Below are 17,027 nucleotides of genomic sequence, written 5' to 3'. Positions count from 1 at the left end.
AAGACAAAACAACGACTTCGGCGCTGTTTTTGCTAACCGTTCATTTTACCATGCCCATGATTCCGCACTCCATCATAAAATGATGGATTACCTGTCGGCCGCGGCATTGCCCACGGCCGACCACGCACACGCTTCACAAGCGTTCCTGCCATACACCCCTCAAGACGGCGCCTGAATACCGGCGCCGACACTTTTTGACGCTTTACTCGCCATGACTTCAAACTCTGCAGCAGACACATCGGCCCAGCTTTCAAAGAGCTTCGAGCCCCAAGAAATCGAATCGCGCTGGTATTCATACTGGGAAGCCCGTAACTATTTCAAGGGCGGTCGCCATGTGGAACCTGCGGCAGGCCATCAAAGCGTACCCTTCGCCGTACAGTTTCCGCCGCCAAACGTCACGGGCACCCTTCATATGGGCCACGCTTTCAACCAGACCGTCATGGACGGGCTGGTTCGCTACCATCGCATGAAGGGAGACGATACCGTCTTCATACCTGGCACCGACCACGCCGGCATCGCCACGCAAATTGTGGTTGAACGTCAACTTGACGCTCAAAATATCTCTCGACACGACCTTGGCCGCGAAAAATTCGTTGAGAAAGTCTGGGAATGGAAGGAAAAGTCCGGCAGCGCCATCACCGAACAGTTCCGCCGCCTTGGATCATCAGCCGACTGGGAGCGAGAGTACTTCACCATGGACGACAACCTGTCACGGGGAGTTGTCGAAACGTTCGTTCGCCTGTACGAGCAAGGGCTTATCTATCGGGGCAAGCGCCTCGTCAACTGGGATCCGGTCCTTGGAACCGCAGTATCCGATCTCGAGGTGGTCAGCGAAGAAGAAGACGGATCGATGTGGGAAATCCGCTACCCGCTTGCCGAACCGGTTTCTGGTGTCTCACATCTGGTTGTAGCCACCACACGCCCGGAGACCATGCTGGGTGACGTCGCGGTGATGGTGCACCCCGAAGACGAGCGCTATGCCCACCTTATCGGCAAGCGCGTAAAGCTGCCATTATGTGACCGCGAAATTCCCATCATTGCCGACGACTATGTAGACCGGGAATTTGGTACCGGTGTTGTCAAGGTCACACCGGCTCACGATTTCAACGACTATGCGGTGGGCCAGCGACACGCGCTTGATCAGATCAGCATCCTGACCCTCGACGCACGAATCAACGAAAATGCCCCAGAAAAATACCGGGGGCTTGATCGATTCGAGGCACGCAAGCAGATTGTGGCCGACCTGGAATCCCAAGGCTTGTTGCAGGCCGTCAAGCCCCACAAGCTGATGGTGCCCCGTGGAGACCGTACCAATACGGTTATCGAGCCCATGCTGACCGACCAATGGTTTGTCGCCATGAGCAAACCGGCTCCCGAAGGCACGTTACACCCGGGCAAAAGCATTACCGAAGTCGCCCTGGAAGTTGTCGCCGACGGCCGCGTGCGCTTTTACCCGGAAAACTGGACGACCACCTACAACCAGTGGCTGGAAAAAATACAGGACTGGTGTATTTCGCGACAGCTTTGGTGGGGACACCAGATTCCCGCATGGTACGCCCCTGATGGCCGCATTTTCGTCGCTCGCACCCAAGAGGAAGCCACACAAATGGCACGGGAAGCCGGTGTTACCGAACCGCTCGTACGCGATCCCGACGTCCTTGACACCTGGTTCTCGTCCGCACTGGTACCGTTCACCGACCTGGGATGGCCTCAAGAAACTCCCGACCTCCAGCGCTACCTGCCTTCAAGCGTGCTGGTCACCGGATTCGACATCATCTTCTTCTGGGTTGCCCGGATGGTAATGATGAGCATGCACCTTACCGGCAAGGTGCCATTTCGCGATGTCTATGTGCACGGCCTCATCTGCGACCTCGAGGGCAAGAAGATGAGCAAGTCCAAGGGCAATACCATCGACCCGGTCGACCTGATCGACGGCATTGGCGTCGAAGAACTGGTGGCCAAGCGCACAACCGGGCTTATGAATCCCCGGCAGGCTGCCAGCATCGAAAAGCGTACCCGCAAGGATTACCCCCAAGGCTTCCCCGCCTATGGCACTGACGCCCTGCGATTCACAATGGCTGCGTACGCGACTTTGGGCCGCAACATCAATTTCGACCTCAAGCGCTGCGAAGGCTACAGAAACTTCTGCAACAAGCTGTGGAATGCCACTCGCTTCGTGCTGATGAACACCGAGGGTCACGACCTTTGGGGCGACAATGATCAACAGCTCTCATTTGCCGATCGCTGGATCGTCAGCCTGCTACAGCGCCTGGAAGCTGATATCGAGCGCGGCTTTAATGAATACCGCTTCGACTACATTGCCAATGCCCTTTACCATTTCGTATGGGACGAATACTGTGATTGGTACGTCGAACTTGCCAAGGTACAGATACAGCAGGGCGATGCGGCGGCACAGCTAGGCACTCGGCGAACGCTCATCCGCGTCCTTGAAACGGTGCTGCGCCTTGCGCACCCTATCATGCCCTTCATTACCGAAGAGTTGTGGCAGAAGGTGTCTGTCGTCGCCGGTCAACGACAGGTCGACACTGAAACCAGTATCTGCGTCCAGCCCTACCCCGTTGCCGACCTGACGAAAATTGATGAAAAGGCCGAGGCCCAGGTGGCTGAGCTCAAGGCCCAGATAGAAGCCGTGCGCGCCTTGCGTGGTGAGATGAATCTGTCGCCGGCCCAGCGTGTTCCACTTATCGCCTTGGGCGACGCGACCACTTTGGCAATCAACAGTCCATATCTTGCGGCATTGGCCAAGCTCGAGAAAGTAGAAATTGTCTCAAGCCTGCCCAGCCTGGGCGCACCCGTCCAGGTGGTCGGTACCACCCAGTTGATGCTGCATGTTGAAATTGATGTGGATGCCGAGCGCGCCCGCCTGGGTAAGGAAATCGAACGCCTCGAGAAAGAAATTGCCAAGGCTCAGGGCAAACTCTCGAATGAAAGTTTCGTTCTGCGGGCACCTGCCCAGGTTGTCGAACAAGAGAAGGCCCGCGTCGAGCAATTTAGTCAGACACTGCAAAAAGTGCAGGAACAATTGCAGCGACTGGTTTAAGCCCGTACCCAACCCGCCCGGATAACACCCGGGCGGGAAAACCCGTTCTAATTCTTGGTCAAAGACGCCAGAAACGCCTCATCAGACTTGCTGAGGCGCCCCGCCTGACGGGCGGACTCAATCAGATCGGGCCGGCGGGCCATGGTAAGTGCCAACGATTGCCTGCGCCGCCACAAAGCAATGTTGGCGTGGTGGCCGGAAAGCAGCTCAGAGGGCACGGCCTGCCCTTGATACACCTCGGGCCGTGTGAAATGCGGGCTGTCAAGCAATCCGGTGAGCGTATCGTGAAAAGAGTCTTGCAAAGCCGACTCCTTGTCGTTCAGAGCGCCCGGCAGCAACCGAACGGCACTGTCCATTATTGCCAGAGCGGGGATCTCTCCCCCTGAAAGCACAAAGTCTCCTATAGAGACCTCATGCGTCACGCAACGATCGATGAAGCGTTGATCGACGCCCTCATAACGGCCACATATCAAAATTGCGCCCGGCCCCAAGGCCAGTTCTTGTGCCATCTTCTGATCGAAGCAGCGCCCTGTCGGACTCATGAGCCAGACGGGCGGGGTCTCATCGGTTCGATCGGCGCGCGCAGCATTGACGGCATCTTCAAGCGGCTGGGCCATCATGACCATCCCGGGGCCGCCGCCATATGGCCGGTCGTCTACCGTACGATGCACGTCTTGTGTGAAATCGCGAGGATTCCACACCTTCAGTTGCCACAAACCCTGGGTGTGTGCACGACCCGTTACACCGTACTTGCAGACTGCTTCGAAAATATCGGGGAACAGAGAGACAACATCGAAGCGCATGGCAGTCAGAAATCTACCGGCCAGTCGCTATCCAGCCGCTTGCCGGCGATATCGACAGTATGCACATGCGCACGCACAAATGGCACCAAGGTTTCGATGTGCCTGCCCTTCTGATTCTGTAGCAGGGTCAACGAGCCGTCGGCCTCGAGCTGCGCGCGCGCAACATGCAATACCGCATGAACGCCGTTATCGGAAACATTGACCACTTTTCCGATGAGCGCAGGACTGCCATCGGAATCGTGTCCGTACAGGACACAACCGATGAGATCGACCCAATAGTATTCGTCAGGATCCTCGGGCGGAAACTGCGCACGAGAAACCCAGATGGTATGCCCCTTTAGCGCTTCAGCAGCGTTGCGATCCGGCGCAAGATCGAGACTTGCCACCACCGTCGCCGAATGCGGACGTGACGCCAGCACTTTCGCTTTTCGAGGAGGCGCAAAAGCGCCCGCCCCGCCGATCTGCGGGACGGGCGCCTTCAACCACCAATCTGAAGTCTGCAAAAGGACTTCGGCCTGAGACGAGTGCGGCTGGATCTTGATCCAGCCGCGCACTCCGTACGCCGAGACAATACGCCCAAGTTCAATGAGATCCTGCGGAGGACCTTCGGAGTACGCGCCGGTCATGCCGACATTGCCCTGATCAGGCCACAAGCCTATCAGGCAGCTGCCTTGGCGGAGTATTCTTTGACCAAACGCGTCACGGCCGGGGACATCTGGGCACCATTGCCCCTCCAGTACTCGACTCGATCCAGAGCCAGGCGCAGATTTTCCTGGCCTTCGCTGGCTACCGGGTTATAAAAACCCAGGCGCTCGATAAAACGGCCATCACGACGATCGCGCGAATCGGCTGCTACAACATTGTAAAACGGACGCTTCTTCGAGCCACCACGGGCTAAACGAATCACCACCATAGGTAATCCTTTGAAAATGATGTGAAAAACAATAGATTCTAGCATCTTTAAGGCTTGCTAAGCAAACTAAAGACGCAAATCTCCCAAGGATAATGCTGCACCTGCGCAAGCGCACGTGGCTTGAGCAGCCAGACAACAACACCTAGCGACGCGACAGATAATGAATTGTCGTTTCGCCACTTTCTATTTGGGCCTGCAAGCCATTGCCCGTCTGTCTGGAAAACGCCTGAAAATCGCGGATGGCATTAGGATCTGTAGTGATAACCCGCAGCACCTGACCGCTTTGGAGTTGCGCCAGGGCTTTCTTTGCCCGCAATATCGGCAACGGACATTTCAGACCCGAGGCATCGACTTCGAGGTCGAATTCCGGATGCGTAGTGGTATCTGCCATGTTTACCCCTGTAGACGGGCAAGCACCCAATCATGCACCTGAGCAATGGCTCCTGGCAACGCAGCGACGTCAGAACCACCACCCATCGCCATGTCAGGGCGTCCACCGCCCTTACCGCCTACCTGACCAGCAACCATACCCACCAGCTCGCCCGCCTTGACCTTTCCTGTCAGATCAGATGTGACCCCAGCAACCAGGCTGATCTTGCCTTCGGCCTCGGTGGCCAACAAGACCACTGCCGATTTGAGTTTATCCTTAAGCTGATCGGCCATGCCGCGCAGGGCTTTGGGGTCGGCCCCGTCGATATTGGCTACAAGCAGTCGGGAATCACCCGGCAAGGCAACTGCCTGCCCCGCCAGATCGTTGCCTGCCGAGGTCGCGAGCTTGCTCTTGGCCTGATCGAGGTCTCGCTCAAGAGACTTCAGCTGCGACTGCAACTGCTGAATTCGGTCGGCAAGGTCAGCGGGCTGCGTCTTGAGCAAGGAAGCGGCATGATTCAGGGTAGCCTGGGTTTCCTGGACCCAGTTCAACGCGTTGACACCCGTCACGGCTTCGATGCGCCGTACACCCGCTGCAACGCCACCCTCGGAGACAATCTTGAACAGCCCGATGTCTCCGGTGCGAGCCACGTGGGTACCCCCACACAGCTCTCGAGAAGAACCAATATCCAGCACGCGGACCACATCACCGTACTTTTCATCGAACAATGCAACGGCACCACCCGCTACGGCTTCGTCGTACGACATGTGATTCACCTGAACCGGGTGGTTCTGCAGAATCTCGTCGTTGACGATACGCTCTATCTCCTTGATTTGCGCTGCAGTAACAGGAGCGTCGTGAGCAAAGTCGAATCGTGTCTTATCGGCGTCTACCAATGATCCGCGCTGCTGCACGTGACCACCCAGCACCTGGCGCAAGGCCTTGTGCATCAAGTGAGTCGCCGAATGATTGCGTATTGTGCGCGCACGGCGCTCAGCATCTACCGACGCCTGAATGGTCTGACCGACCTGAAGGCTTCCTGAGGCCAGAGTGCCATGGTGTCCAAACACATTGGCCTGAACCTTCTGCGTGTCCGAAACCTCGAATCGCGCATCGCCCGATTCAAGCACACCCGCGTCTCCCACCTGGCCGCCCGACTCGGCATAGAACGGCGTGGCGTCCAGGACAATGATGGCTTCGGCGCCGGCGTCAATACGGTCGACCGACGTGCCATCCACGTAGATGGCAGTGATGTTCCCCTGCCCCTGAAGCTGTTCATATCCTTCGAAGCGGGTGTCTACGCCCTGATAACTCAGGCCGCCGGCCGCCTTGAACTTGCCCGCCGCCCTGGCCTGCTCGCGCTGGCGGGACATGGCAACGTCAAACCCGGCCAGATCCACTTCGACATTGCGTTCGCGGCAGATGTCGGCGGTGAGGTCGACCGGGAACCCGTATGTGTCATACAGGGTAAACAGCGTCTGGCCATCCAGTTGGCTTCCCTCGCTCAAGCCAGCCAAGGCGGATTCAAGGATCTTCATGCCGTTTTCAAGCGTTTCACTGAAACGCTCTTCTTCCTGGCGCAGCACCTGTTCGACCCTAGCCTGATTGGCGACCAGCTCGGGATAGGCGTCCCCCATCTGCTCGACCAGATCCTTGACCAGACGGTGGAAGAAAGGCTTGGTCTGCCCCAGCTTGTGACCATGACGCAAGGCCCGACGCACGATTCGGCGCAAGACATAACCCCGACCTTCGTTGCTGGGTATGACACCGTCAACAACCAGAAACCCGCAGGCGCGGATGTGATCGGCAATTACCTTGAGGGAGTTATTGCTCAAATCGGCAGTGCGGGTTTCTCGCGCTGCAGCTGAAATAAGAGCCTGGAAAAGGTCAATTTCGTAGTTGGAATGCACATGCTGCAACACGGCAGCGATGCGCTCAAGGCCCATGCCGGTATCGACACAAGGCTTTGGCAAGGGCAGCATATTGCCCTGTGCATCGCGCTCGAATTGCATGAACACGAGGTTCCAGATCTCGATGTAGCGATCTCCGTCCTCTTCGGGTGACCCGGGAGGCCCGCCCCAGATCTGGGGGCCGTGATCGTAAAAAATCTCGGAACAGGGACCGCATGGCCCCGTGTCTGCCATCTGCCAGAAATTATCAGAGGCGTAACGCCCACCTTTGTTGTCGCCGATGCGAATGATGCGCTCGGCAGGCACCTTGATTTCGTTCAGCCAGATATCGTAGGCCTCGTCATCTTCCTGATACACCGTAATCCACAGCTTTTCGGCGGGCAGGCCATATACCTCGGTAAGGAGTTCCCACGAATAGGCAATGGCCTCGCGCTTGAAATAGTCTCCGAAGCTGAAGTTTCCGAGCATCTCGAAGAAAGTGTGGTGCCGGGCGGTGTAACCCACGTTTTCTAGGTCGTTGTGCTTGCCGCCTGCGCGAACGCATCGTTGCGAGCTGACCGCCCGCTGATACGACCGGCTGTCTTTGCCAGTGAAAACATCCTTGAACTGCACCATGCCTGCATTAGTGAACAGCAGGGTCGGATCGTTAGCTGGAATCAACGACGACGACGGTACGACCGTGTGGCCTTTCGACTCAAAAAAAGACAGGAATTTCTGACGGATCTCGGTGGTTTTCATCGGGGCACAACGCGCAGAATAAAGAGGTAACCAATGATTATAGAGGTTGTTGCGCGTAAAGTGCCCACAGCGGCTCAGGGCTTGCCGGCACCTGCTGTTTCGAACAGCCCGACCAGCTGTGCAGCGACCGACACGGCAATCACACCTGGCACCTTGCTGGACGTCTCGACGACTCCAATAGGACAGGTAACTCGGTCGACCAATGATTCGGGAAACTTGCGCAGCAAGCGCGATCTGAACTTGGCCGACTTGGTTTTTGAGCCAATCAAGCCAAGGTACGAGAATGATTTATGTCGCAGTACCTGCTCGAGTATCTCAAGGTCAAGAGCATGACTGTGCGTCAGCACCAGCCAATATGCATCATCCGGAAAATCCGGAACTTCGTCTGCGCCCCCATTGACGCATTGCACATTATCGGGAAGGTCGGACGGCCATTCGTCTTCGCGGGGATCGAGCCAGGCCACTCTGACCGGTAGTTCGGCCAACACCCGGACCAAAGCCTTGCCGACGTGACCCGCCCCGCATACGACAACCAGCGGTGCGTCTCCTGGTGTAATGTCGACAAGCTCACCAGAGGCTTCCTTCCAACTGGCGTCGGGCTGGGTCACCGCCCTGGCGTCCAGGGCTTCGAGTGAAATGTGGCGCGCCGAAGACGTGGCATCTTTAAAGAGCGTGGGACTGGCTGATGAGTCAGGTGAGAGTCGCCGCGTTCGACGCACGCTGGCTCCGCTATCAAGCAGCGACTGGTATTTTTCGCACCAGTCAATATCGTTTCGATCAAGCTTTTCGAAAGCCAGCCATACGGCGCCTCCGCAACATTGTCCAAGGCTCGGCCCCAGCGAGTAGTGACGCACGTACACGGCCGGCGATGAAGCATCTTCCAACATGGCGCGAGCCGTATCTATGGCTTGCAGCTCGAGATGGCCTCCACCTATGGTGGCATGTGCGCCACCACTGCTTACCCACATGCGCGTACCCGCGTCGCGCGGCGTCGAACCCAACGAGCGTATGACAGTGATCAGTACCATGGAACCCCCACCGCCAATGCAACGCAAGGCGGCTTCCACCCAGCGACCGTGAACGCGCTGAGCCGATGGGGCCAACATCTGACTCATTGTCCCGCCCCACCCTCGGACTCTGTCGTCAGGGCAACCGCCTCGGCAGGGTCGGCCGCCGTCGTGCCCGAGGCCGACAAAAAGCGGTCTGGTGCAACATGGTCGAGTACTCTCAATACTTGCTCGGCGGTCGCAGGCGCATTCAGGGGAATGTCAACCTTGCCATCCGCGACAGAGGCGATGGCATCCCGTATGGCCAGAAATACCGAGATAGCCAACGGCAGGGGCGGCTCGCCCATCGCCTTGGACTGATAGATGTTGTTCTCGGTGTTTCCGTTGTCGAAGAACTGAATATTGAGCTGTTCGGGACAATCTGAGATGGACGGAATCTTGTACGTGGACGGGGCATGCGTTTTGAGTGCGCCGGCATCGTCCCACCATAGCTCTTCGGTGGTAAGCCATCCCATGCCCTGTATGAACCCACCTTCGATCTGGCCCAGATCAACAGCTGGGTTGATGGGCCGGCCGGCATCATAAAGAATATCGGCACGAAGCAGCTTGCTTTCACCCGTCAAGGTATCGACAACGACCTCCGAGCAGGCAGCAGCATAGACAAAGTAGTAAAACGGGCGGCCGGTAAGGGTCTTGAAATCGTAATGTATCTTGGGGGTTTTGTAGAAACCCGACGACCAAAGCACAACTCGCGCCATGTAGGCCTTCTGAACGAAGTCGCGGAAGCTCATGACACGTTCGCCGCAGTAGACCTGGCCATCGCGGAACCGTACTTCTTCGGCATCGCACCCGAATTGGTCTGAGGCGTAGGCCACCAGCGCAGCCTTGATCTTGCGACATGCGTCCTGCGCCGCCTTGCCATTCAAGTCGGTTCCCGTGGATGCCGCGGTAGCAGAGGTGTTTGCGACCTTGGAAGTATCGGTGCCCGACGCCCGAACCTGGCTGATGTCGACTCCGAACTCTTCTGCGACCACCTGGGCGACCTTGGTATTGAGCCCCTGACCCATTTCTGTACCACCATGGTTAACCAGGATGGAGCCATCGGTATAGACATGAACCAGCGCCCCCGCCTGGTTCAGATGTGTAGCAGTGAACGAAATGCCGAACTTGACGGGAACAAGCGCAAGGCCTCTTTTCAACACTTTGCTTGTCGCGTTGAACTGGCGGATTTCTTCGCGGCGACGACGGTACTCACTGCTTTGTTCAAGCTGATCGACCAGCTCGTGAATAACGTTGTCTTCGATCAGCATTTCATAGGGCGTTACGTTGCGTTCGTCACGCCCATAGAAGTTGCGCTTGCGCACGTCAAGCGCGTCAACGCCCAAACGACGGGCAATGTCGTCCAGCACGTACTCGATACACAGGATTCCCTGTGGACCACCAAACCCGCGGAAAGCCGTGTTGGACTGCGTATTGGTTTTTACCCGCAATGAATGAATGTCGAAGGTGGGCAGGTAATAGGCATTGTCGCTATGGAACACCTGGCGATCAGCCACCGCGCCTGAAAGGTCGGCCGAATACCCACAACGCAAGCGCTGCTGAAACGCCACGGCAGTGATCACCCCCTGATCATCGTAGGCAACGTCATAATCGGCCGAAAAGTCGTGCCGCTTGCCCGTGATCATGAAGTCGTCGTCCCGGTCGCACCGCAACTTGACGGGCTTGCCTGTCCGCCAGGCCAGCAAGGCGGCTGACACGGCGAACGGCCATGACTGGCTTTCCTTGCCTCCGAAGCCGCCTCCCATGCGGCGGCATTGCACGCGAACAGTGTGAAATGGCTGCCCAAGCACATGCGAGATCATGCTTTGCATTTCAGAGGGGTGCTGAGTGGAGCTTAATACCAGCATCTCGCCGTCCTCGCCGGGCTGCGCATAAGCAATTTGCCCTTCGAGATAAAACTGCTCTTGCCCGCCGCAATACAGGTATCCCTGATGGCGATGAGGACTTCGCTCAAGTTCACCGGGCACGTCGCCGCGAGAGATACGTACCGGTGGCAATACATATGATTCGCGCTGTGCACCCTCATCGGCCGTCAGGACGGGTTCGAGATCTTCGTACTCAATTTGGGCCAAAAGTGCAGCACGACGCGCCGCCTCGTGAGAAGTGGCTGCTACCGCAAACAAGGGCTGGCCCACATATTGCACCACCCCGTCGGCAAAAACCGGCTCATCGTGCAGGAAGGGCCCCAGGTATTTTTCGCCGGGCACATCATCCAGGCACACAACTGCGACCACACCCGGGGCCTCACGCGCCTTGGACAGATCCATGGAGACAATTTTGGCGTGGGCGCGTCGGGACAACCCCAGCGCTGCGTGCAGGGTTCCGTGTTGCTCGGGGAGGTCGTCGGTATATTGCGCCTGACCCGTCACATGCAATCGCGCACTTTCATGGACTAGCGATTGCCCCACGGTTTGATATGTTTTGGTGTTCATGACGTCTCCTATGGGACGGTGGGCTGCCAATACAAAAAATCGACGCCCTTCTACAGAACTAAACAGCAATTCGGACGTTCGCCTGACCGATGCTTTCGAGATAGAAGCGATACAACAAGTTGCGTGCCGAGGTACGGCGATACTCATCCGACGCCCGCATATCGGTCATGGGTTTGTAGTCTTCGTCAAGCGCCTGCATGGCCGCAGCGACAGTGGCCTCGGACCATTCGCGCCCGAGCAGGGCCTGCTCGGCCTGGTACGCGCGCCTTGAAGTTGCTGCCATGCCTCCGTGAGCGATGCGCACCGACGCAATCTTGTTACCGTCGAGCTTGATGGCATAGGCACTGCATACCGCCGAAATATCCTGGTCGACACGTTTCGAGAGCTTGTAACTCGCCACCAGGCAGTGGGGATCGCGCAAAGGCACTTTTACACTTTCGACGAGTTCGCCAGGTTCGCGATCTTGCTTGCGGTAGTCGAGATACAGGTCTTCCAAAGGCAATTCGCGGCGACGCGAGCCTTTGCGCAATACCACGGTGGAACCCACCGCAATCAGTAGCGGAGCAGTATCGCCAATAGGCGAGCCGTTCGCGAGATTGCCTACCAGAGTGCCGGAGTTGCGGATCGGGGTCGAAGCGAATCGCTTCCAGAGCTCGCGAACTTCGGGGTACTGCCCGGTAATGGCTTCGTAACCGGCATTCAAGGATACCGCCGCGCCAATATGCAGGTAACCATCGCGCGAATCGATGTAGTCGAGTTCGTGCACATCACCCAGATAAATAACGACCGGAAGGTCCTTCAGTTGCTTGGTTACCCATAGTCCCACATCGGTTCCGCCGGCAAGTACGACAGCATCGGGATGGCGATGGAAGAGCTCTGCCAGTTCGTCGGCGGTGGTCGGCGCGAAATAGGCCTTGCCTGCAGCTTCGAAGGCCAGCATGCCCTCGGAACGTTCACGCAAGCCTTGCAGCTGCTTTCGAAGTTGTTCGTGCTCGACCGAAACCGGATCGTACTTGCCCATATTGCACGCTGCGTCGATGATCGGTCGGTAACCGGTACACCGGCACAGGTTTCCCGACAGCGCATCCAGCACCTCTTCGCGCACCGGACGACGCTTGCCGTTCTGGTACATGGTGTACATGGACATAATGAAGCCGGGCGTGCAAAAGCCACATTGCGACCCGTGATAATCGACCATGGCCTGTTGAACCGGGTGCAATGCACCGTTTTGCTCGAGCCCCTCGACAGTCCAGATAGCCTTTCCATCAAGAGTAGGTAAAAACCGGATGCAGGAATTGACCGCCTGGAAGTGGACCTGGCCGTTGGGCCGGAGCACCGCCTCGGTAATCGTGCAGGCTCCGCAGTCGCCTTCGCCGCAACCCTCCTTGGTGCCGATCAATTTACGATCTTCACGCAAATACTGCAGCACAGTTTGCGTGGGCGACCCGGGAGCGACTTCGCAAAGCTCGCCGTTGAGATAAAAGCGAATGACACGTCGAACGTTCATGTTGCCTCCGTAGCCGGCGGCGGCATCAGATGCAGCCGGCTCATTCTTTTACTTTTTATGTCCGTCCCATAGGGACACTATAAACCTAAGCAGACAGACTTCGAAACTGCGCAAACCGCCACAGCACGTCGTCTGGAGTTTGGCTATCTGGCTCAGGGCCCCGATAGCGATATGTCTGCGCTACCCACTTCGAAACTGCCATCCACGATACGTGGCTGCTGAAGGGTGCGCTCATCACAATTTGGAGCTGTGCCGATACGGTCAATGACGATGAAATCGCCTGTGCGGCCAAGCGACATCAAGGGGTGGTGCCAGGTGCCCTGGTGATAATTGACCCCTTGCACACCTTCGACGTAAAAGGCGCGGATTCCAGTTTCATCAGGAAGGTCATTGACCCCGTTTGGTGCCACGACGGCGATAAACGGGGTGCCATTCACGGGAATCCACGCCTGACTGCCTAACGGATGTCTTTCGAGCATGTTGATGGAAAGTGGAAACTCGAACGCATCTCCCCTGGCCATGCTGATGCCACCCTGACCATCATCGCCTGTCACTTGCACACGAGCCTGATCATGGTAACGGCGCGTGGTTCCCCCGTTGATGGGGAACCAGTCGCGGTTGCCTATCTCGATGACATCACCGAAAGGCGCGAAAGACTCTCTGGTCAGACGTTCAAGCTTGAGAATTGACATTCAGACTCCACAAAATCCAGCATTGCTCGCTTAACGGGCCAGACGACCCCAGATACGCACCCGGCTGATCCCGCCATCTGGGAACATATTGACCCTGACATGTGTGACCGGTCCGAGCGCGTTGATCTGGTCACCGGTGTAATAGTGCTGCTTGTGCATTTCGGTCTTTTGTTCACCCAGCAGCTCCGGCCAGAACATGGCCTGAGTCGTGATTGACTGATCGGTACCCTGCTCGACTCGTGCTGCCTGGATGGAAACCTTGTCTGGATAGTTGCCCTTGAAATGCGCGGTGTCGACTTCAATTTTCTCGACGATCGCAGCGTGACCCAGCTCGATTACACACCAGTCAAAGCCCGGATCGCGTCGGCGCCGGGTTTCCCATCCGTCTCCCATGTTGACACCGCGGCCGGGCATGATCAGTCGAAACGGGGTTCCAAAATGCGCATCGCTGTAGCTCACAATGCGTCCGCCCGACGCCAGCGCCGAGACTTCGTACAACGCGTCCGGATCTTTTGAATGCCAGTCACAGAGCGGTTGCCCAAACACACGAAAGCGGGCGACGCCACCATCAGGATAAATGTGCAGGCGTACGTGCGTCCAGGGACGGTCGTCCTGAACGGGCAGGAAATGGTGCGAACCGCCGGACAAGGACGTGGCCGGAAGTATGTCTGTCCAGACGGCATCTTCTGCAGGGTCGGCCCCGTCGGCACAGTAACAGGCCTGAACGGATGCCGCCGGTGGAAAATTACCGGTGAAATGGCTGGTATCGATGTCAAAGCCGCGAATGACGCCCGGAAGACCAAGCCTGACGACCGCGTGGTCGTGGCCTCCGTTACGCCGACGTTGCGTTTCCCAGCCATCGACCCACTTCCCGTGGTCGTCGAATTTTCCAACAATGAAAATGGAATCGGACGATTGCAACATGCGCTCGGCAGCGCCAAAGAACTCATCTGAACACGACACGACACGCGCACCGAAGTCGGCTGAGGCCAGATTGGCGTGGCGAACCGCAAATTCAGGCGGCTCGGCGACAGGTGGTGCATTGATGACGGTTCCGACGGGCAAATTGGGTGCAGCCATGAAAAGTCACTCCAGAAAAATGAGCACGTTCAACCGTTGGACGTGCTGATGAGGTCATCGAGGCGAAAACGCCCGATCTTGTATATTTGCTCGAGGCATTCCGTGATTTCCTCTGCTGGTGTCAGGGCCAGTCGACGCCGAAATTGTTCGATGATGCTACGTCTGTCATGACCCCGCACCGCAAGGATGAACGGGAACCCGAATTTTTCGCGGTAGGCCTGGTTCAACGCCGTCAGCTCGCTATATTCGTCGGGCGAACACTGGTCAAGACCCGCTCCGCGCTGTTCGGAAGTGGATTCCGGTGTCAGCTCACCGCGAATCGCCGCTTTACCCGCCAGCTCGGGATGAGCTCGAATCAAAGCCAACTGAGCCTCTTGTCCGGCGTCGACAATGCGGTCCACCATGGCCTGGTGCAGGTCATCGATACCCTGAAACGGACGCATGCCCGCTACCTGCTCGGCAACCCATGGTGAGTGTTCAAAAATTCCGCCCAGCACGCCGACGAACTGATCGACGGGCATGGTATTGAGTTGGTCAAGCGTTACACGGTTGCTCATGTTGTTCCCTCGGCCGCTTTGGCCTGATACGGATGCCGCTCGATCCAGTGACGAGCGATATCAATGCGACGACATATCCAGACACGCTCGTGACCTTGCACGTAGTCCAGAAAACGCTGCAGGGCGGCGAAGCGTCCCGGGCGCCCAATAAGTCGACAGTGCAGGCCGATGGACATCATCTTGGGGGTGGCTTCACCTTCGGCATACAGCACATCGAACGCATCCTTCAGATAGGTGAAGAAATGGTCACCGGTATTGAAACCCTGAGGCGTGGCAAACCGCATGTCATTGCAATCGAGCGTATACGGAACGATCAGGTGTGGCCTGGAAGCTCCGTCGGAAGTTTGAATCGTTGTCCAGAAAGGCAGGTCGTCGCCGTAGTAATCGGAGTCGTACAAAAAGCAGCCTTGCTCTACCACAAGACGGCGGGTATTGGGGCTGTCTCGACCGGTGTACCAGCCAAGAGGCGTTACACCCGTGACATTCCTGATCGTCTCGAGGCAACGCTGCATATGATCTCTTTCGATATCGGCCGGCACGGATTGGTAATGAATCCAGCGGTACCCATGAGCTGCAATTTCATGGCCCATCTCGACCATCGCCCGCGCGACGTCCGGATTACGCTCGAGCGCCATTCCTATCCCGAACACGGTTAGCGGCAGCTTGCGTCGATCGAATTCATTGAGAATGCGCCACACCCCCACCCGGGAACCGTATTCGTAGATGGATTCCATCGACAGATGACGATCGGGGTATTCGGCCGCGCCGATGATCTCCGACAAAAACTGCTCGGATCCGTCGTCGCCATGCAAGACGCAGCGCTCGCCTCCCTCTTCGTAGTTCAGCACGAACTGCACCGCCACCCTTGATTGGCCGGGCCAGTCGGCAAATGGCGGCTTACGTCCATAACCGATCAGATCGCGAGGATAGATGTCGTTCATGGATGCTCCTTGAGCTTGACGCTGAAGGCAGACCACGGGTCGACCCTACCGGGCTGCGCTTCCAGCATGCGTTCTTCACAATCACTTAAATGGTGCGACATGGCTTGTCGCGCGCCTTCGCGATCGGCCGCTTCGAGCAAATCGAGGATCTGCTCGTGTTCTGCATACGAGCAGGTGCTGCCTGCGGGGGTGTCGCGATAGGCAATGATGAGGGTCGTCCGTGAGCACAGACTGTGCATGAGTTCAGTCAACAGATCGTTGCCGGCAAGCTGGGCCAGCTTCACATGAAACGCATTCGAGAGCCTGAGCCAGCTGATGCGATCGCCGTGCTCGAATGCTTGCCGCTCGTGGCGGACCATATCTCGCAGGGGTTTAAGGCGTGCCGGCAAATCTGGCAATGCGATGAGCTTGTCAATCAGAAGACATTCAATATCGCGCCGCAATTCGAAGACATCTCGCATTTCAGCCTGACTGGGGCGCCAGACGAAGGCACCTCGATTCGGCCTTAGCACCACCAGCTTGTCGTGTGCCAACTGGGCCAGTGCAGCCCGGACAGTGGCTCGTGAGCACGAGAATATTTCGCACAGGGCGGACTCGGTCAGCTTGGCACCGGGCAGTAGACGACGATCCATGACTGCGTCGAAAATCTCGGCGTGGACGCGATCGACCTCGCTGCCGCCCCGGCCGCCTTCCAGTAGTGAAGACGCACGTGGCGCGGCGATGTCGCTACCGGAATCGGCATGTTGGTCCAAACAAAGCATAAAGTCTCCGCATGAGGCGAAAATCGGCCCAGCTGCCTGCAAGGGCCGGATCATTTAGCCAGGTTGCAAAGCAGATTGTGGGCAAACCGCTATTGACAATTATTGGTAGGTAAAACAGAATCGTCAACACAAATTGTTGACAATCCATAGAGACCTCGGGTTTCTACTCATAAGAATCAAGGCTCGGCTCAGGGG

General features: G+C 57.3%; 14 protein-coding genes. 1 reads left to right on the top strand and 13 read right to left on the bottom strand.

Annotated features, from left to right (window positions below; translation table 11 throughout):
* Positions 1-211: 211 nt before the first annotated feature.
* Complete coding sequence (locus Q1J88_RS05640) at positions 212-3,061, top strand: valine--tRNA ligase (RefSeq protein WP_301116594.1); 2,850 nt, start codon at positions 212-214, stop codon at positions 3,059-3,061.
* A gap of 47 nt (positions 3,062-3,108) precedes the next feature.
* On the opposite strand, the gene trmD is transcribed toward Q1J88_RS05640, so the two are convergent.
* The 13 genes from trmD to Q1J88_RS05575 form a co-directional block, all read right to left on the bottom strand.
* Complete coding sequence (trmD, locus tag Q1J88_RS05635; protein ID WP_301116593.1) at positions 3,109-3,864, bottom strand: tRNA (guanosine(37)-N1)-methyltransferase TrmD; 756 nt, start codon at positions 3,862-3,864, stop codon at positions 3,109-3,111.
* Positions 3,865-3,869: 5 nt separating this feature from the next.
* A complete protein-coding gene (gene rimM, locus Q1J88_RS05630) occupies positions 3,870-4,490 on the bottom strand; it encodes a ribosome maturation factor RimM (RefSeq protein WP_301116592.1) in 621 nt (206 codons plus the stop codon).
* A 32-nt stretch (positions 4,491-4,522) separates the two neighbouring features.
* Complete coding sequence (gene rpsP / locus Q1J88_RS05625) at positions 4,523-4,777, bottom strand: 30S ribosomal protein S16 (RefSeq protein ID WP_301116591.1); 255 nt, start codon at positions 4,775-4,777, stop codon at positions 4,523-4,525.
* Between the two features lie 142 nt (positions 4,778-4,919).
* Entirely contained in the window at positions 4,920-5,168 is a 249-nt protein-coding gene (locus Q1J88_RS05620; protein ID WP_301116590.1) for a sulfurtransferase TusA family protein, read from the bottom strand.
* Positions 5,169-5,170: 2 nt separating this feature from the next.
* Positions 5,171-7,795: an alanine--tRNA ligase gene (gene alaS / locus Q1J88_RS05615; protein ID WP_301116589.1), complete on the bottom strand. Its 2,625-nt coding sequence runs from the start codon at positions 7,793-7,795 to the stop codon at positions 5,171-5,173.
* 74 nt (positions 7,796-7,869) lie between these two features.
* Complete coding sequence (gene xdhC, locus Q1J88_RS05610; protein WP_301116587.1) at positions 7,870-8,910, bottom strand: xanthine dehydrogenase accessory protein XdhC; 1,041 nt, start codon at positions 8,908-8,910, stop codon at positions 7,870-7,872.
* On the bottom strand, positions 8,907-11,294 hold the full coding sequence (xdhB, locus tag Q1J88_RS05605) for a xanthine dehydrogenase molybdopterin binding subunit (protein WP_301116586.1): 2,388 nt from the start codon (positions 11,292-11,294) through the stop codon (positions 8,907-8,909). Before xdhB ends, xdhC begins: the two co-directional genes overlap by 4 nt.
* Before the next feature lie 58 nt (positions 11,295-11,352).
* Positions 11,353-12,801 carry a xanthine dehydrogenase small subunit gene (gene xdhA, locus Q1J88_RS05600; RefSeq protein ID WP_301116585.1) on the bottom strand — a complete coding sequence of 483 codons (1,449 nt, stop codon included), beginning with the start codon at positions 12,799-12,801 and terminating at the stop codon, positions 11,353-11,355.
* Positions 12,802-12,953: 152 nt separating this feature from the next.
* On the bottom strand, positions 12,954-13,493 hold the full coding sequence (locus tag Q1J88_RS05595) for an ureidoglycolate lyase (RefSeq protein ID WP_301116584.1): 540 nt from the start codon (positions 13,491-13,493) through the stop codon (positions 12,954-12,956).
* A 30-nt stretch (positions 13,494-13,523) separates the two neighbouring features.
* Positions 13,524-14,573 (bottom strand): allantoicase, encoded by a 1,050-nt coding sequence (gene alc / locus Q1J88_RS05590; RefSeq protein WP_301116583.1) that lies wholly within the window; start codon positions 14,571-14,573, stop codon positions 13,524-13,526.
* 29 nt (positions 14,574-14,602) lie between these two features.
* The gene (gene uraD, locus Q1J88_RS05585) at positions 14,603-15,130 is read right to left on the bottom strand and encodes a 2-oxo-4-hydroxy-4-carboxy-5-ureidoimidazoline decarboxylase (protein ID WP_301116582.1); all 528 of its coding nucleotides are present in this window, start codon (positions 15,128-15,130) and stop codon (positions 14,603-14,605) included.
* Positions 15,127-16,071: an allantoinase PuuE gene (gene puuE / locus Q1J88_RS05580; RefSeq protein WP_301116581.1), complete on the bottom strand. Its 945-nt coding sequence runs from the start codon at positions 16,069-16,071 to the stop codon at positions 15,127-15,129. The genes uraD and puuE overlap by 4 nt, the downstream gene beginning before the upstream one ends.
* Positions 16,068-16,832, bottom strand: a complete 765-nt coding sequence (locus Q1J88_RS05575; RefSeq protein ID WP_301116580.1) for a GntR family transcriptional regulator — start codon at positions 16,830-16,832, stop codon at positions 16,068-16,070. The genes puuE and Q1J88_RS05575 overlap by 4 nt, the downstream gene beginning before the upstream one ends.
* Positions 16,833-17,027 lie beyond the last annotated feature (195 nt).

Origin of the sequence: Pusillimonas sp., assembly GCF_029263785.1 — a bacterium.
Taxonomy (GTDB): Bacteria; Pseudomonadota; Gammaproteobacteria; order Burkholderiales; family Burkholderiaceae_B; genus Pusillimonas.
This window is presented reverse-complemented; position numbering and strand designations above follow the sequence as displayed.

Excerpts from the sequence above, each read along its gene's own strand:
- Q1J88_RS05640 (WP_301116594.1), top strand. The coding sequence starts at position 212 with ATGACTTCAAACTCTGCAGCAGACACATCGGCCCAGCTTTCAAAGAGC.
- alaS (WP_301116589.1), bottom strand. The coding sequence starts at position 7,795 with ATGAAAACCACCGAGATCCGTCAGAAATTCCTGTCTTTTTTTGAGTCG.
- rpsP (WP_301116591.1), bottom strand. The coding sequence starts at position 4,777 with ATGGTGGTGATTCGTTTAGCCCGTGGTGGCTCGAAGAAGCGTCCGTTT.
- rimM (WP_301116592.1), bottom strand. The coding sequence starts at position 4,490 with ATGACCGGCGCGTACTCCGAAGGTCCTCCGCAGGATCTCATTGAACTT.
- xdhA (WP_301116585.1), bottom strand. The coding sequence starts at position 12,801 with ATGAACGTTCGACGTGTCATTCGCTTTTATCTCAACGGCGAGCTTTGC.
- uraD (WP_301116582.1), bottom strand. The coding sequence starts at position 15,130 with ATGAGCAACCGTGTAACGCTTGACCAACTCAATACCATGCCCGTCGAT.
- xdhB (WP_301116586.1), bottom strand. The coding sequence starts at position 11,294 with ATGAACACCAAAACATATCAAACCGTGGGGCAATCGCTAGTCCATGAA.
- Q1J88_RS05575 (WP_301116580.1), bottom strand. The coding sequence starts at position 16,832 with ATGCTTTGTTTGGACCAACATGCCGATTCCGGTAGCGACATCGCCGCG.
- alc (WP_301116583.1), bottom strand. The coding sequence starts at position 14,573 with ATGGCTGCACCCAATTTGCCCGTCGGAACCGTCATCAATGCACCACCT.
- Q1J88_RS05620 (WP_301116590.1), bottom strand. The coding sequence starts at position 5,168 with ATGGCAGATACCACTACGCATCCGGAATTCGACCTCGAAGTCGATGCC.
- puuE (WP_301116581.1), bottom strand. The coding sequence starts at position 16,071 with ATGAACGACATCTATCCTCGCGATCTGATCGGTTATGGACGTAAGCCG.
- trmD (WP_301116593.1), bottom strand. The coding sequence starts at position 3,864 with ATGCGCTTCGATGTTGTCTCTCTGTTCCCCGATATTTTCGAAGCAGTC.
- Q1J88_RS05595 (WP_301116584.1), bottom strand. The coding sequence starts at position 13,493 with ATGTCAATTCTCAAGCTTGAACGTCTGACCAGAGAGTCTTTCGCGCCT.
- xdhC (WP_301116587.1), bottom strand. The coding sequence starts at position 8,910 with ATGAGTCAGATGTTGGCCCCATCGGCTCAGCGCGTTCACGGTCGCTGG.